Raw genomic sequence first — 16254 nt, forward strand, 5'->3', positions numbered from 1 at the left:
ACAATATTTCGTCGACATGATTCGGCCGACGTCTCCGCGGTATCCCTCAAACCGAACGGAGTGTTCCGTGAAAGTCGCAGTCCTCGGCGCCGGTGCGATCGGCGCCTACGTCGGTGCCGCGCTCCACCGCGCGGGCGCCGATGTGCACCTCATCGCCCGTGGACCCCATCTGGCGGCCATGAGGCAGTACGGAGTACGGGTGCTGAGCCCGCGCGGCGACTTCACCGCGCACGCCCACGCCACCGACGACCCGGCCGAGGTCGGCCCGGTCGACTATGTCTTCCTGGGCCTGAAGGCCAACTCGTACGCGGCGTGCGGGCCGCTGGTCGAGCCGCTGCTGCACGAGCGGACGGCGGTGGTCGCCGCCCAGAACGGCATCCCCTGGTGGTACTTCCACCGGCACGGCGGCCCCTATGACGGCCACCGCGTCGAGAGCGTCGACCCGGGCGGTGCCGTCAGCGCCGTACTCGCCCCCGAACGCGCCCTGGGCTGCGTGGTCTACGCGGCCACCGAACTCGAAGCGCCGGGCGTGGTACGGCACTTGGAGGGCACCAGGTTCTCGGTCGGCGAGCCCGACCGCAGCGTGTCCAGGCGCTGCCTGCGGTTCAGCGAGGCCATGCAGACCGGCGGACTGAAGTGCCCGGTGGAGCCGGACCTGCGCAACGACATCTGGCTCAAGCTGCTCGGCAACATCTCCTTCAACCCGATCAGCGCGCTGGCCCGCGCCACCATGCGGCAGATGTGCCTGCACGGCGGTACCCGCCGGGTCATCGAGATCATGATGCGCGAGACGCTCGACGTCGCCGAGGCGCTCGGCTGTGAGGTCGGTGTCTCCATCGAACGCCGGCTTGCGGGCGCCGAGAAGGTCGGCGACCACCGCACCTCCACGCTCCAGGACCTCGAACGCGGCAAGCCGCTGGAACTCGACGTGCTCCTCTCGGCCGTCGTCGAACTGGCGGACATCACCGGTGTGGAGGTGCCCACCCTGCGCACCGTGCACGCCATCTCGGACCTGCTCGCGCTGAGGAGCGCCGCATGAGGAAGCGCGAACCGAAGACCTACACCCGTCTCACCCGTCCGCTGGTCAGGGACTCACGCAACGAGCCTTTCCGGCAGGCCAGTTGGGAGGAAGCCCTGGACCGCGCGGCCCGCGGCCTGGAGCGCAACCGGGACGCGTTCGGGATGTTCTCCTGCGCCCGCGCCACCAACGAGATGAACTACGTCGCCCAGAAGTTCGCCCGGGTGGTGATGGGCACCAACAACGTCGACTCCTGCAACCGGACGTGTCACGCGCCGAGCGTCGCCGGTCTGACGGCCGCCTTCGGCTCCGGCGGCGGCACGTCCTCGTACGAGGAGATCGAGCACACCGACGTCATCGTGATGTGGGGCTCCAACGCCCGCTTCGCGCACCCGATCTTCTTCCAGCACGTGCTGAAGGGGATACGGGGCGGCGCCCGGATGTACGCCGTCGACCCGCGCCGCACGTCGACCGCTGAGTGGGCGGAGAGCTGGCTCGGGCTGAACGTCGGTACGGACATCCCGATGGCGCACGCGATCGGCCGGGAGATCATCCACGCGGGGCTGACCAACGAGGCGTTCATCGGGCGGGCGACCACCGGCTTCGCGGAGTACAAGGCGCTCGTCGAGCCCTGGACGCTGTCCCTCGCCGAGAAGGTGACGGGCGTACCGGCGCGTGCGATACGGGAGCTGGCGCACGCCTACGCCCGTGCCGAGCGCGCCCAGTTGTGCTGGACCCTCGGCATCACCGAGCACCACAACGGCACCGACAACGTCCGCGCCCTGATCAACCTCTCCCTCCTCACCGGTCAGGTCGGCCGGTGGGGCGCCGGGTTGCAGCCGCTGCGCGGCCAGAACAACGTGCAGGGCGGCGGCGACATGGGCGCGATCCCCAACCGCCTGCCCGGCTTCCAGGACATCCTCGACCCGGACGCCCGGCTGAAGTTCGAGTCGGCCTGGGACACGGTGATCCAGCCGCACTACGGGCTGAACCTCACCGAGATGTTCGAGGCGATGGAGGAGGGCACGCTCAGGGCGGTCTACTGCATCGGCGAGAACCCGGCCCAGTCGGAGGCCGACAGCGAGCAGGCGGTACGAAGGCTGAGCGCCCTCGACTTCCTCGTCGTCCAGGACATCTTCCTCACGAAGACGGCGGAGCTGGCCGACGTGGTGCTGCCCGCGACCGCCGGCTGGGCGGAGACCGAGGGCACCACCACCAACAGCGAGCGCCGGGTGCAGCGGGTACGGCGTGCGGTCACCCCGCCCGGCGAGGCACGTGAGGACATCGACATCCTCTGCGCGTTGGCGGCCCGGCTCGGCCACGACTGGAAGTACCAGGACGCGGAGGCCGTCTGGAACGAACTGCGCTCGGTCTCCCCGGACCACTACGGGATGACGTACGACCGTCTCGTCGAGCACCAGGGCATCCAGTGGCCGTGCCCGAGCACCGAGCGCCTCGAACCGGCGTACCTGCACGGCCGGTTGTGGGAGACGGACCCGGCGAAGCGCGGGACGCCGGCACCGTTCGGGCTGGTCCGGCACGATCCGCCGGTCGACCTCACCGACGAGGAGTACCCCGTCCGGCTCACCACCGGACGTCGGCTCGACTCCTACAACACCGGCGTGCAGAGCGGCGGTTACGCCTCCCCGCTGCGGCGCGGCGAGTACATCGAGCTGTGCCCGGAGGACGCCGAGCGGTACGGGGTGGTCGTCGGCGAGGAGGTCCGGGTGTCCTCGCGGCGGGGCGCGGTGGTGGCGCCGGTCTGGATCGACACGGCGCTGCGTCCCGGCCTCGCCTTCATGACCATGCACTTTCCCGACGAGGTGGACACCAACCAGCTGACGATCGAGGCCAACTGCCCGATCGCCGGGACGGCGGAGTTCAAGGCGTCGGCGATCCGTATCGAGAAGCTCCCGGTCGCGACCATCGTGAGGTGACGCAAGTGGACCTGCACTTCGGCGACAGCAAGCCGACGGACGAGGAACGGGCCGCCGTCGACGCCCTGTTGGGCCCTCCGGAGTCCTCCTGGGAGGGCGCCGACCGTTCCGACGCCGATCTGAGGTGGGCGCGCGGCGGCCGCGAGGCCCGGGACCGCCGCGACCTGCTGCTGCCGGGGCTGCACGCGATCAACGACCGGATCGGCTGGATCAGCGAGGGCGCCCTCGGCTACCTGTGCCGCCGTCTGACGGTTCCCCCGGCGGAGGCCTACGGGGTCGCCACCTTCTACGCGATGTTCTCCGTCAAGCCCCGCCCGGCGACCGTCCTGCACGTCTGCACGGACCTGGCGTGCACGGCCGCCGGAGCGTCCGCACTGTGCGCCGGTGTGGAGGAGGGTGCCGGTCCCGGGGTGCACGTCGAGCGCAGCCCCTGTCTGGGCCTGTGCGAGCGCGCCCCGGCCGCCCTCGCGATCCGGGCCGGGGATCCGGTGCGTACGGCGGTGGCGGCGCCGGCGACCGTGGACACGGCCGTCCTCGCGGCCACCGCGCCTGACTCGGCGCCGGAGGAGCCGCCGGCGGCGCTGGCCGTGCCCCAGGCGGGACAGGAAGGCCTGACCCTGTTGCGGCGGGTGGGTGTGGTCGACCCGTCGTCGCTCGACGACTACCGGGCGCACGGCGGCTACACCGCCCTGCGGCACGCCTTCGGGCTCGGACCCGCCGGGGTCATCCGCGAGGTGACCGACGCGGGCCTGGTCGGGCGCGGTGGCGCCGCCTTCCCCACCGGCCGCAAGTGGCAGGCCACGGCGTCCCAGCCCGGCCACCCGCACTACCTGGTCTGCAACGCCGACGAATCGGAGCCGGGCACCTTCAAGGACCGCGTGATCATGGAGGGCGATCCGTACTCCCTCGTGGAGGCGATGACGATCGCGGCGTACGCGATCGGCGCGCACCGGGGCTTCGTCTACCTCCGTGGCGAGTATCCGCGAGCGGCTCGCCGTGTCCGGCACGCGGTCGACCAGGCCCGCTCCCGTGGCCTGCTCGGCGACGACATCCTCGGCCAGGGCTTCGCCTTCGACATCGAGATCCGGCGCGGCGCCGGGGCGTACATCTGCGGTGAGGAGACCGCCCTGTTCAACTCCATCGAGGGGTACCGGGGCGAGCCGCGCTCGAAGCCGCCGTTCCCGGTGGAGAAGGGGCTGTTCGGCAGGCCGACGGTCGAGAACAACGTGGAGACGCTGGTCAACGTCCTGCCGATCCTGACCATGGGCGCCCCGGCGTACGCGGCGATCGGGACCGCCAAGTCCACCGGACCCAAGCTGTTCTGCGTGTCGGGGAGCGTGGCCCGCCCCGGCGTCTACGAACTCCCCTTCGGCGCCACGCTCGGCGAGCTGCTCCAACTGGCCGGAGTTCGCGACAACTTGCGGGCGGTCCTGCTCGGCGGCGCCGCGGGCGGCTTCGTACGGCCGGACGAACTCGGTATCCCGCTCACCTTCGAGGGCACCCGGGAGGCGGGCACCACGCTCGGCTCGGGTGTGGTGATGGCCTTCGACGACACCGTGCCCCTGCCTCGGCTCCTCCTGCGGATAGCCCGGTTCTTCCGGGACGAGTCCTGCGGGCAGTGCGTGCCCTGCCGGGTCGGGACGGTCCGCCAGGAGGAGGCGCTGACCCGGATCGTCGCGCGCACCGGCGCCGACGCGGCCGGGGACGTCGCGCTGCTGCGCGAGGTCGGGCGGGCGATGCGGGACGCCTCGATCTGCGGTCTCGGCCAGACCGCGTGGAACGCCGTGGAATCCGCCATCGACCGTCTGGGGGCGTACGAATGACCGTCACACCGCTGGGGATCCCGCGCCGGCTGCTGGAGTTCACGATCGACGGCCAGGAAGCCCGGGTACCGGAGGGCTCGACGATCCTGGACGCCTGCCGGGCGGCCGGGAAGGACGTGCCGACCCTGTGCGAGGGCGACACCCTGCGCCCGAAGAACGCCTGCCGGGTGTGCGTGGTGGAGGTGGAGGGGTCGCGGACCCTGGTGCCCGCCTGCTCCCGGAAGGCCGAGCCGGGGATGGTGGTGCGGACCGGCGGCGAACGCGTCCGGCACAGCCGCAGGATCGTCCTGGAGCTGCTGGCCTCCTCCGTGGACCTGTCCACGACCCCGCGCGCCACCGAGTGGATCAAGGAGTACGAGGCGAAGCCGGCCCGCTTCGGCCCCGATGCGGCCCGTCTGGACGAGGAGCCCAGGGTCGACAACGATCTGTACGTGCGCGACTACGGCAAGTGCATCCTCTGCTACAAGTGCGTGGACGCCTGCGGCGACCAGTGGCAGAACAGTTTCGCGATCTCGGTCTCCGGGCGCGGCTTCGACGCCCGGATCGCCGTCGAGCACGACGCCCCGCTGACCGACTCGGCCTGCGTGTACTGCGGGAACTGTGTGGAGGTGTGTCCCACCGGGGCGCTGTCGTTCAAGTCGGAGTTCGACATGCGGGCCGCGGGCACCTGGGACGAGTCACGGCAGACGGAGACGACCACCGTGTGCGCGTACTGCGGTGTGGGCTGCAACCTCACGCTCCGCGTGCAGGACAATGAGATAGTCAAGGTCACCTCGCCGCACGACAACCCGGTGACCCACGGCAATCTCTGCATCAAGGGCCGTTTCGGCTACCAGCACGTACAGAACCGGGGCTGATCAGACCATGGGACGAGTCACGGAACGACGCAAGGTCATCCGCATCCGCGACGGAGCGGTCTCCGCCCGGCCGGACACGCTCGTCGCCGAGGAACCGCTGGAGATCAGGCTCAACGGGAAACCCCTCGCCATCACCATGCGCACGCCCGGCGACGACTTCGCGCTGGCGGCCGGTTTCCTGGTGAGCGAGGGGGTGCTGGCCGCCGCCGACGACCTCCAGAACATCGTCTACTGCGCGGGCGCCACGGTCGACGGCTCCAACACCTACAACGTGGTCGACGTGCGGACCTCGCCGGGCGTCAAGCTCCCCGACTTCACCCTGGAGCGGAACGTCTACACGTCCTCGTCCTGCGGGCTGTGCGGCAAGGCGAGCCTCGACGCGGTGCGTACGACGGCTCGCTGGCCGATAGCCGACACTCCCCCGGTCCGGGTCGGACCCGAGCTGCTCGCGAGCCTCCCCGACCGGCTCCGCGCGGCCCAGCGCGTGTTCGACCGGACCGGGGGGCTGCACGCGGCGGCCCTGTTCACGGAGGACGGCGAGCTGCTGGACGTCCGGGAGGACGTGGGCCGGCACAACGCGGTGGACAAGCTGGTCGGCCGGGCCCTGCAGAACGGCGACCTGCCGCTGTCCCGGACGATCCTGCTGGTCTCCGGGCGGGCCTCCTTCGAGCTGGCGCAGAAGGCGGTGATGGCGGGCCTCCCGGTGCTCGCGGCGGTCTCCGCGCCGTCCTCGCTGGCGGTGGACCTGGCGGCGGAGACCGGGCTGACCCTGGTCGGTTTCCTGCGGGGCAGCAACATGAACGTGTACGCGGGCGAGGACCGCATCGCTCTGCGGGCCGCGGCCGCCCAGGGCTGACCGGTTCCCCGCGTCACGGCGGCGGGGCCCCGACCGGCGGGGAGCGCCCCCTGCGCCGCAGGGGCCCCGTCTCAGTCGGAGCCCGGCGCCCCGACACCCGCGGCGGCCTCGGCGAACGCGGCGACCAGCGGGGAGCGGCGGCCGGCCGCCCAGGCGAGGAGCACCCGGTCGGGTTCGGCGTCGACGACCGGGACGTAGACGATGTCCGGGCGGGAGTACTGCTCGGCGGCCGAGCGGGGCACCATCGTGATGGCGGTGCCGGCGGCCACGCACTCGAACTTCTCCTCGATGGTGCGCAGCGGCAGGTCGCCGGGCCGGGGGTCGTTGTAGCGCAGCCACTGCTCGCCGTCGAGGTCGGCGAGCGAGATCTCCTGCTTCCCGGCGAGCCGGTGCCGGTCCGGGAGCATGGCGACGCGGGGCTCGCTGTACAGGGGCCGCAGTTCGAGTCCCTCCTCGCGGACGGGCAGCCGTACGTAGGCGATGTCCACGGTGCCGTCGAGGATCAGCTGCTCCTGGTCGTCCCACTCGACCCGGCGGGCGTTGGCCTCGACGTCCGGGTGTGCCGCGGTGAAGGCGCGCAGCGCCCGGGTGACGACGACACCGGCGCGGAAGCCGACGACCAGCCGGCGCCGGCCGTGTGCCGCCTGCCCGACCCGGCGCCGGGTTCCGTCGGCGAGGGCCAGCAACTGCCGTGCGTCTTCGAGGAGTTGGCGCCCTGCGTCGGTCAGGGTCACGCCGTGGCTGTCCCGTACGAACAGCTCGGCGCCCAAGTCCTTCTCCAGTGCCCGGATCTGACGGCTCAGCACGGGCTGGGCGATGTGCAGCTGCTCCGCCGCCCGGCCGAAGTGGAGGAGTTCGGCGACCGCCGCGAAGTAGCGGACCTTGCGCAGATCCAGGTCCATGACCGCGGCTCCTTCCCGGGTGGCGATGTCTTCAGGGTATCGCCACCGCCGCAAGAGGTCTTGGACGGCGGATGCAGCGGGACCGCAGGCTGGAGATGTCCGAACGGGACGGAACACCGGCTTGGAGAGGGAACTGCCATGGGTCTGCAGGGACAGCGTGTCGTCGTCATCGGGGGTACCGGGGGTATCGGGCTCGCGGTCGCCGAGGGCGCGGCACGGGAGGGCGCGCGGGTGGTCGTCGCCTCGCGTCGGCAGGAGAGTGTCGACGCGGCGCTGAAGGTGCTGCCGGAGGACACCGAGGGGCAGGTGCTGGACGCGACGGACGAGGACGCGGTGCGCGGCTTCTTCACGCGGCTCGGAGCCTACGACCACCTGGTGTACACGGCCGGTGACTCGCTCCTGCTGGAGTCCGTGGCCGGGACGGACATCGCGGCGGCCCGGAACTTCCTGGACACCCGGCTGTGGGGTGCGTACGCGGCGGTGAAGTACGGCGCCGGGTCGATCCGCCCGGGCGGGTCGGTGGTGCTGACCACGGGGACGGCGGGGAGCCGGCCGCTGCCCGGTTCGAGCGTCGCGTCGGCGCTGTGCGGGGCGATGGAGTCGCTGACCCGGGCGCTGGCCGTGGAGCTGGCGCCGGTGCGGGTCAACGTGGTCTCGCCGGGGGTGGTGCGGACCGAGCTGTGGCGGGAGCTGCCGGAGGCGGACCGGGAGGGGCTGTTCCGGTCGTCCGCCGAGTCGCTGCCGGTGGGGCGGGTCGGTGAGCCGGCGGATGTGGCGGAGGCGTACCTGTACCTGATGCGTGGGGGGTACAGCACCGGGTCGGTGGTGGTCGTGGACGGCGGCGGGACGCTGGTCTGAGCGGTCGGGCGGTCAGGCGGGGGTGAGGCGGACGTCGGCGGCGGTCACGACCGTGCCGAGGCGCGGGAAGTCGAGCCGCACGGACGCCTCGTGCTCGGGGCCGGTGAGGGCGGCCATGGCGTCCTCGACGAAGACCAGGTCGTAGCCGAGGTCGGCGGCGGCGCGGGCGGTGGACTCGACGCCGAGGTTGGTGGCGATGCCGCCGAACACCAGCCGGGTGACGCCGAGCCTACGCAGCCGGGCGTCGAGTTCCGTGCCCTGGAAGCCGCCGATCGTCCGCTTGACGATCTCCACGTCCCCTTCCTTCCTGAGTCCGGCCACGAGTCCGCTGCCCGGCGGCTGCTCCGCCAGGGAGGGCCGTTCGACGCGGACGAGCACCACGGGCGCGCCGGCGGCGCGGAAGGAGTGGGCCAGTTCCTCGGCGGCGTGCAGGACTTCGGTGCCCTTGCGGGGCTCCAGGGGCAGCGCGACGATGCGGTCCATCAGGTCGACGAGGACGAGGGCGGTGCGCGCCGGATCGAGCGCCAGGGGTGCGGTCATGACGGAACGTTAGCCTTCATGAGCCGTCCGTACCGGAAATCCGGATCAACAGGCCCGTGAACTGGTCGCGTTCGGTGCCCGGGCGCCACGGTTCAGCGGCGGAGTGTCCCGGTGCCGACCGCGGGCCTTGACTCCGCCGCGGGGGCGGCCGGGGGCTCGGCCGTCTCCTGGGCCTCGGGGTCGTGGGCACGGCGCTTGGCGATGACCGCACACACCATGAGCTGCATCTGGTGGAAGAGCATCAGCGGCAGCACGGCCAGCGAGGCGTGGGCGCCGAACAGGACGCTGGCCATGGGCAGCCCGGAGGCGAGGGACTTCTTCGACCCGGCGAACTGGATGGCGATGCGGTCCCCGCGGCCGAAGCCGAGCGCCTTGGCGCCGTACCAGGTCAGCAGGAGCATCACGGCGAGCAGTACGGCCTCGACGGCGAGAAGTCCGGCCAGCCGCACGGCGCTGACCTGGTGCCAGATGCCCCGGACCATGCCCTCGCTGAACGCGGTGTAGACGACGAGCAGGATGGAGCCGCGGTCGACCAGGCCGAGGATCTTCTTGTGCCGGGCGACGAAGCCGCCGATCCACGGCCGCAGCAGCTGCCCGGCGACGAACGGCACCAGCAGCTGGAGCACGATCTTCACGATCGAGTCGGCGGAGAACCCGCCCCCGCTGTTGCCGAGCAGCGCGGCGGCGAGCAACGGCGTGAGGACGATGCCGACCAGCGAGGAGAAGGAACCGGCGCAGATCGCGGCGGGCACGTTGCCGCGCGCGATGGAGGTGAAGGCGATCGACGACTGGATGGTGGAGGGCACCAGGGTCAGGAAGAGGAAGCCCTGGTAGAGCGGATGGGTGAGCAGGACCGGCACCAGTCCGCGGGCCGCCAGGCCGAGCACCGGGAAGATCACGAAGGTGCAGACCAGGACCGTGGCATGGAGCCGCCAGTGGCGCAGCCCGTCGACGGCCTCGCGGGTGGACAGGCGGGCGCCGTAGAGGAAGAACAGGAAGGCGATCGCGGCCGTGGAGGCACCGGAGGCCACGTCGGCGGCCGTGTCCCGGGCCGGAAGGAGCGCGGCGAGGCATACCGTCCCGAGCAACAGCAGGACGTACGGGTCGATCGGCATCCGACTGGGCCAGCTCAGGCGTTTCACGGTGCTCCACTTGCGGGTCGGTCAGGGTGTCGTGCCGGCGTGATCGGCCGGGTTCTCGCCGGGGCCGGAAGGCCCCTCTCCATCGTCCTCCTCCGGCAGGTGATCGGGAATCCGTTATACCGCTCTGACTGCCATCGCGTTCCGCGATAACATGTTCGAGTGTATGACCCTTCGCAGCTGCGCACCTTCCTGGCGGTGGCCCAGACGCTCAGCTTCACCCAGGCCGCCCGGCGGCTCGGGCTGCGCCAGTCCACAGTGAGCCAGCATGTGCGCCGCCTGGAGGACGCGGCCGGCCGCCAGCTGTTCTCCCGGGACACCCACTCCGTGGAGCTGACCGAGGACGGCGAGGCGATGCTCGGGTTCGCCCGCCGGATCCTGGAGGTGCACGAGCAGGCGGCGGCCTTCTTCACCGGCACCCGGCTGCGCGGCCGGCTCCGCTTCGGCGCGTCGGAGGACTTCGTCCTCACCCGGCTGCCGGAGATCCTGGAGGGCTTCCGCCACGACCACCCCGAGGTCGACCTCGAACTGACGGTGGAGCTCTCGGGCACCCTGCACGAGCAGCTGGCCGCCGGGAAGCTGGACCTGGTACTGGCCAAGCGGCGCGCCGAGGATCCGCTGGGCGAGCTGGTCTGGCACGACGACCTGGTGTGGATCGGCGCGGAGCGGCTCCGCCTGGACCCCGCCCGTCCGGTCCCGCTGATCGTCTACCCCCCGCCGGGCATCACTCGCGCCCTGGCCCTGGAGGCACTGGAGCGCGAGGGCCGCGACTGGCGCATCGTCTGCACGAGCGGCAGCCTCAACGGCCTGATCGCGGCGGCGAGGGCGGGCCTGGGCGTGATGGCCCATTCGAGAGGCCTGATCCCCCCGGGCCTGTTCCGAGTCCCGGACCGGGCAGGGCTACCGGAACTGGGCAAGGTCGACTTCGTACTCGTACACGGCCCGAGACGCACACCGGCACAGACGGCGGCAGACGCGCTGGCGGCCGCGATCCTGACAAGCGGAGCACGCTTGAGACGCCCCTAGCTGCAGGCGCCCCCGTCAGGGGCGCGGGGCAGCATTCGATTTGCGGCTGCCGCCGCGTGGGCGCGACCAGCCCCCACCCACCCGCAGACTCACCACACCACCTGATACGTCAACTGCTTCACCCTCCGCAAAAACGGCATGGCCTCCACATGCTGCACCCCCTCCAAACGCCCCACCGGCCCGCTCAGGTACGCGTACAGGTGGGCCGTGTCGCGCAGCACCGCCGTCACGACGACATGCGACGGCCCGGCGGTAGCCGCAGCAAACGCCACCTCGTCATGCCCAGCCAGCGCCTCCCCCACGGAGTGCATCGCGGCCGGCGTGGTGGTGATCCACAACACCGCGGACTTCGAGAATCCCAGCACCTCGGACCGGTACTCGACATCGATGTACACCGCCCCGGAGGCGAGCAGCGCGGCCAGCCGCCGTTTCACCGACGACTCGGACCGTCCCGTTGCCCGCTGCAACTCCGGATACGTCGCCCGCCCGTCCCGCTCCAGCGCGGCGAGCAGCGGCGCGTCCTCGGGCTCCAGCCGCGCGGGCCCGTCGGCCTCCGGCGGCGCCGGCAGCAGCGCCGCCGCCTGTTCCTCCGACAGCGCCCGGAACTTCCGCACCCAACCGGTCGGTCCCCCGTAGAACCGGTGCAGCAGCTGCTGCGCACGGATCTCCACCACGCTCGGGGTGCGCGGCAGCTTGCCGAGGAGCAGGTCGTCATGGTCGCCGGGGTGGCGCGGCCGGGTCATGCAGGCGATCTCCGTGCCGCCGGAGGCCAGCCCGATCCAGGCGGTGTCGGGGCGTTTGGCGAGCGCGTCGGCGATGACGGTGGCGCCGTCGGGCGCGCAGCGCAGCCGGAGCATCCACTGGTCCTGGCCCAGCCGCTCGGCGTCGCGGACCGCGACGACCCGCAGCCCGGCCTCGGCGCACAGCCGTCGGTAGCGGCGGGCGATCGTCTGGTCGGAGACGCCGAGCACGGCCCCGATCCGGCTGAAGGAGGCGCGGCCGTCGACCTCCAGCGCGCTGAGCAGTTGCACGTCCAGCGGATCCAGCGTGTCGGACTCCAGCTCCAGCATGGCGGCCATCCTACGGAGCGAGGGAGCGGCGGGCGGAGTGACGGAATCGGCCGGGTCGGCGCTGTCTTCAGAGGGGGCCGCGGCGCCTCGCGCCCGACCGACGGGTAACCGGCCGGGGGCCGTAATCGGGACGTACAGATTCCGTGGAGATTACGGAGCCGGAACTTACCGAACCGTAGGGATTCTGTCCGGCCCTTCCCCATGTGGGCGTATTTTCCCTACGTGAGCGCGGTCATACGAGAGCAATGCTCGTTTTCTCACCCCCTCCCGAACGGTCTTCCGGTGGGGTAGCTTTCACGGCGCTGTGCGGAGCGTCACTGTCGTCACTGTGGAGCGAGGAGCGGGGAGCGGGGTTTGCGCGAGTTCACCAACCCGCCGTTGGCGTCGGCACCGCCGGTCGGCGGTCTGGCCGACTGCGTGTTCGAGCATGCCCAGACGGACCCGCTGCACGTCGCCCTGGGCCGCAAGGACGAGCTCGGGCAGTGGCGTGATGTGACCTCCGCCGAGTTCCGCGACGAGGTCCTCGCCCTGGCCAAGGGGCTCCTCGCGCGTGGCATCCGGTTCGGCGACCGGGTCGCGATCATGTCCCGCACCCGCTACGAGTGGACGCTGTTCGACTTCGCGCTGTGGACGATCGGCGCCCAGGTGGTGCCGGTCTACCCGACCTCGTCGGCGGAGCAGTGCTTCTGGATGCTGTACGACGCCGAGTGCACGGCCGCGATCGTGGAGCACGAGGACCACGCGATGACGATCGCCACCGTCATCGACCGGCTGCCGCAGCTGCGCCAGCTGTGGCAGCTGGACTCGGGCGCGGTGCAGGAGCTGTACGACGCGGGCGCGCACCTCGAGGACGAGGTCGTGCACCGGCACCGGCAGGCGGTCACCCCCGACTCGACCGCCACGATCATCTACACCTCGGGCACCACGGGCCGCCCCAAGGGCTGTGTCCTGTCGCACGGGAACTTCATGTACGAGGCGGACACGGTCGTGGCCCGCTGGGAGTCGGTGTTCCGCGCGAAGAAGGGCGAGGAGGTCTCCACCCTGCTCTTCCTGCCGCTGGCGCACGTCTTCGGCCGCATGGTGGAGGTGGCGGCGATCCGGCACGGAGTCCGCTTCGGCCACCAGCCGCAGCTGCACGCGGCCGCACTGCTGCCCGACCTGGCCGCGTTCCGGCCGACGTTCATCCTGGCCGTGCCGTACATCTTCGAGAAGGTGTTCAACGCGGCGCGGCGGAAGGCGGAGAAGGACGGCAAGGGCGGGCCGTTCGAGAAGGCGGTCGAGATCGCGGTGAAGTACGCGGACGCCGTCGAGGCGAAGGCGTGGGGCACCGGGCCCGGCCCGTCGGCGTCGCTGCGCATGCAGCACCAGCTCTTCGACAAGCTCGTCTACGCCAAGGTGCGGACGGCGATGGGCGGCAGGATCCGCAACGCCATGTCCGGCGGCTCGGCCATGGACCGCCGGCTCGGCCTGTTCTTCGCCGGCGCGGGCGTGCAGATCTACGAGGGCTACGGTCTGACCGAGTCGACGGCGGCGGCGACCGCCAACCCGCCCGAACAGACCCGCTACGGCACGGTCGGCCAGGCCATCCCCGGTACCACCGTGCACATCGCGGACGACGGGGAGATCTGGCTGCACGGCGGCAACGTCTTCCAGGGCTACCTCAACAACCAGAAGGCCACCGACGCCACCCTGCACGACGGCTGGCTGGCCACCGGCGACCTGGGCTCCCTGGACGAGGACGGCTATCTGACCATCACCGGCCGCAAGAAGGAGATCCTGGTGACCTCCGGCGGCAAGAGCGTCTCCCCCGGTGTCCTGGAGGAGCGGGTCCGCGACCATCCGCTGGTCAGCCAGTGCATCGTCGTCGGCAACGACCGGCCCTACATCGCCGCCCTGGTCACCCTCGACACCGAGGCCGTCGAGCACTGGTTGCAGATGCGCGGCAAGCCCCAGATGTCCGCGGCCCAGCTGGTGCGGGACGCCGACCTGGAGACCGAGGTGCGGCGCGCGGTGGTGGCCGCCAACACCCTGGTCTCGCAGGCCGAGTCGATCCGTACGTTCCGTATCCTCGCCCAGCCGTTCACCGAGGAACACGGCCTGCTGACCCCGTCGTTGAAGCTGAAGCGCAAGGCGATCGAGAACGCCTACGCCAACGAGGTCGAGGCCCTGTACCGGGCCTGACGCGCCGTCAACTGATGCTGACCCGGAAGATCTTGTCGGATCCGTCCGGCTCGTTGCCGTTGTTGTCGCAGTTGGTGGTGGACAGCCACAGCTGGTCGGCGCCCGGCACCTTGGTCACGGTCCGCAGGCGGCCGTAGGTGCCCACGTAGTACGCCGTCGGCGTGCCGACACTCTCCGCGTCACCGTTGATCGGGATGCGCCACAGTCGTTCGCCGCGCAGCGAGGCCATGTAGACGACGTTGCGGACGATGGCGATACCGCTCGGGGAGGCCTCGGAGACGTTCCAGGTGGCCTTGGGGTTGGTCATGCCCGCGACCGAGCAGGTGCCCTCGCAGGTCGGCCAGCCGTAGTTCGCGCCCGGCTTGATGAGGTTGAGCTCGTCCTTGGAGCTGTTGCCGAACTCGGCTTCCCACAGCCGTCCGCCCCGGTCGAAGGCGAGGCCCTGCGGGTTGCGGTGGCCGAGGCTGTAGACGTAGTTGCCGAAGGGGTTGCCGGGGGCCGGCTTGCCGTCCGTCGTCATCCGGAGGATCTTGCCGTTCAGGGAGTTCTTGTCCTGCGCCAGGTCCGGTGTCTGGGCCTCCCCTGTCGAGACGTAGAGGTAGCCGTCGGGGCCGAAGAGGAGCCGGCCGCCGTTGTGGTAGCGGTTCTTCTTGATGCCCTGGAGGAGGATCTTGTAGTCGCTGAGCCCGGTGCCGTCGTAGGTCATGCGGACGACCCGGTTGCCCTCGTCCGCGGTGTGCATGAAGTAGACGTAGTGGTTGGTCTCCCACTTCGGGTCGACGGCGACGCCTAGCAGTCCGCCCTCCCCGTTGGTGGTGACGGCGTTCGGGACGGTCCCGACCTGGGTCCGCGTGCCGTCCTTGGTCACCTTCCAGACCCGGAAGTCGTCCCGCTCGGTGACCAGCGCGGTCCTGCCGTCGGGCATCCAGTAGGTGCCCCAGGGGATGGTCCAGCCGCTGGAGAGTGTGGCGACGGAGGAAGGCACCCCGCCGTCGGTGGCGCAGGCCTTGGTGGTGAAGGTGACGCTGTTGCTCGGCTGGGAGACGTTCCCGGCCGCGTCGCGGGCGACGACGTCCAGCGTGTACGGACTGTCGCAGGCGAGACCGGTGAGGGTGGTGGTCGTGCCGCCGGTGACCGTCTTGTAGACGGTGGTCCCGCTGCGGATGTCGTACGCGGTCACCGCCCGGTCGTCGGTGGACGCACCCCAGCCGAGGTCGGCGGTGTTGGCGGTGATGCCGGCCGCGGACAGGGTGCCGGGAGCGGTGGGCGGTGTGCTGTCGCTGCTCGGCTCGGTGGTGCAGTCGACGACGGGGCTGGCCGGCGAGGTGTTGCCGGCCGCGTCGCGGGCGATGACTGTGAGGTCGTAGGTGGTGTTCGGAGCGAGCCCGGAGAGGGTCTTCGAGGTCGAACTCCCGGGCGCCTCACCGATCTTGTTGCCGTGCTCGTAGAGGTCGTACGCCGTCACGCCCACGTCGTCCGTGGCGGCGCCCCAGGCGAGGGTGAGCGCGTCCTCGCCGATGTCCGAGCAGGACGGCTGGCCGGGCCGGGTGGGGGCCTGGGTGTCGGCAGCCGTACCGATGCTGACCTTGTCCAGGTTGGGGCCGCCGTTCGCGGTGGTGGCGGTGGCGCGGATCTTGTTGCTGCCCGCGGTCAGCTGGACGTTCACCGTCTTCGTCGCCCAGGTGTTCCAGTCGGCGGTGGCCGGGAAGGAGACGCCGGCGGCGACGACCGTGCCGTTGACCGAGATGTCCAACGGCCGGTCGGCAGCGGTGCCGTTGGCGAAGCGCAGGGCGAGCGCGGAGGCGCCGGCGGTGGCGGCGCTCACCGTGAACTCCACGTACGAGCCCTTGATGTTGGTGTAGTCGACGAAGCCGGTGCCCGTGTAGCCGGTGTGGTTGGTGGCGACGGTGCCCTGGGAGATCGTCGCGTCCTCGGCCTGGTAGTCGGTGGCCGCCCGCGCGGTCCCCGGCAGCAGGGTGGCCAACGGGACCGCGAGGGCCAGTGGCAGGGCGCGGGCCAGCAGGGTTCTGGGTGTCATGACGGTCCT

13 protein-coding genes are annotated in these 16254 nt (G+C 71.3%); 8 read left to right on the forward strand and 5 right to left on the reverse strand.

The window, feature by feature from the left end:
- Window positions 1-67: 67 nt before the first annotated feature.
- From KVT45_RS43940 to fdhD, 5 genes are read left to right on the forward strand one after another with little or no spacing between them, the layout of a single operon-like run.
- A complete protein-coding gene (locus KVT45_RS43940) occupies window positions 68-1039 on the forward strand; it encodes a 2-dehydropantoate 2-reductase (RefSeq protein ID WP_217555154.1) in 972 nt (323 codons plus the stop codon).
- Complete coding sequence (locus KVT45_RS43945) at window positions 1036-2955, forward strand: molybdopterin oxidoreductase family protein (RefSeq protein WP_217555156.1); 1920 nt, start codon at window positions 1036-1038, stop codon at window positions 2953-2955. The genes KVT45_RS43940 and KVT45_RS43945 overlap by 4 nt, the downstream gene beginning before the upstream one ends.
- Window positions 2956-2960: 5 nt before the next feature.
- Complete coding sequence (locus tag KVT45_RS43950) at window positions 2961-4778, forward strand: NADH-ubiquinone oxidoreductase-F iron-sulfur binding region domain-containing protein (protein WP_217555199.1); 1818 nt, start codon at window positions 2961-2963, stop codon at window positions 4776-4778.
- Window positions 4775-5635, forward strand: coding sequence for a 2Fe-2S iron-sulfur cluster-binding protein (locus tag KVT45_RS43955; RefSeq protein ID WP_217555157.1), 861 nt, complete (start codon window positions 4775-4777; stop codon window positions 5633-5635). The genes KVT45_RS43950 and KVT45_RS43955 overlap by 4 nt, the downstream gene beginning before the upstream one ends.
- A 7-nt stretch (window positions 5636-5642) precedes the next feature.
- Window positions 5643-6491 (forward strand): formate dehydrogenase accessory sulfurtransferase FdhD, encoded by an 849-nt coding sequence (fdhD, locus tag KVT45_RS43960; RefSeq protein WP_217555159.1) that lies wholly within the window; start codon window positions 5643-5645, stop codon window positions 6489-6491.
- A gap of 71 nt (window positions 6492-6562) precedes the next feature.
- Here the strand turns inward: fdhD and KVT45_RS43965 are convergent, their stop codons facing one another.
- Window positions 6563-7393, reverse strand: coding sequence for a LysR family transcriptional regulator (locus KVT45_RS43965; RefSeq protein ID WP_217555161.1), 831 nt, complete (start codon window positions 7391-7393; stop codon window positions 6563-6565).
- Between the two features lie 138 nt (window positions 7394-7531).
- On the opposite strand from KVT45_RS43965, the gene KVT45_RS43970 reads away from it, so the two are divergent.
- Window positions 7532-8251 carry an SDR family oxidoreductase gene (locus KVT45_RS43970; RefSeq protein ID WP_217555162.1) on the forward strand — a complete coding sequence of 240 codons (720 nt, stop codon included), beginning with the start codon at window positions 7532-7534 and terminating at the stop codon, window positions 8249-8251.
- A 12-nt stretch (window positions 8252-8263) separates the two neighbouring features.
- Here the strand turns inward: KVT45_RS43970 and KVT45_RS43975 are convergent, their stop codons facing one another.
- Window positions 8264-8791, reverse strand: a complete 528-nt coding sequence (locus KVT45_RS43975) for an isochorismatase family protein (protein ID WP_217555164.1) — start codon at window positions 8789-8791, stop codon at window positions 8264-8266.
- A 92-nt stretch (window positions 8792-8883) separates the two neighbouring features.
- The gene (locus tag KVT45_RS43980; protein ID WP_217555201.1) at window positions 8884-9906 is read right to left on the reverse strand and encodes a bile acid:sodium symporter family protein; all 1023 of its coding nucleotides are present in this window, start codon (window positions 9904-9906) and stop codon (window positions 8884-8886) included.
- A 186-nt stretch (window positions 9907-10092) separates the two neighbouring features.
- On the opposite strand from KVT45_RS43980, the gene KVT45_RS43985 reads away from it, so the two are divergent.
- Complete coding sequence (locus tag KVT45_RS43985) at window positions 10093-10956, forward strand: LysR substrate-binding domain-containing protein (protein WP_089104052.1); 864 nt, start codon at window positions 10093-10095, stop codon at window positions 10954-10956.
- An 89-nt stretch (window positions 10957-11045) separates the two neighbouring features.
- Here the strand turns inward: KVT45_RS43985 and KVT45_RS43990 are convergent, their stop codons facing one another.
- Window positions 11046-12026 (reverse strand): Lrp/AsnC family transcriptional regulator, encoded by a 981-nt coding sequence (locus KVT45_RS43990; RefSeq protein WP_217555166.1) that lies wholly within the window; start codon window positions 12024-12026, stop codon window positions 11046-11048.
- 354 nt (window positions 12027-12380) lie between these two features.
- Between KVT45_RS43990 and KVT45_RS43995 the strand changes: the two genes are divergently transcribed.
- On the forward strand, window positions 12381-14207 hold the full coding sequence (locus tag KVT45_RS43995) for a long-chain fatty acid--CoA ligase (protein ID WP_217555168.1): 1827 nt from the start codon (window positions 12381-12383) through the stop codon (window positions 14205-14207).
- A gap of 7 nt (window positions 14208-14214) precedes the next feature.
- Here KVT45_RS43995 and KVT45_RS44000 read toward each other — a convergent pair whose 3' ends face one another.
- On the reverse strand, window positions 14215-16245 hold the full coding sequence (locus tag KVT45_RS44000; protein WP_217555170.1) for a PQQ-dependent sugar dehydrogenase: 2031 nt from the start codon (window positions 16243-16245) through the stop codon (window positions 14215-14217).
- Window positions 16246-16254: the final 9 nt, after the last annotated feature.

Origin of the sequence: Streptomyces sp. GbtcB6 (assembly GCF_019091475.1) — a bacterium.
In the GTDB taxonomy this organism is placed as follows: Bacteria; Actinomycetota; Actinomycetes; order Streptomycetales; family Streptomycetaceae; genus Streptomyces; species Streptomyces hyaluromycini.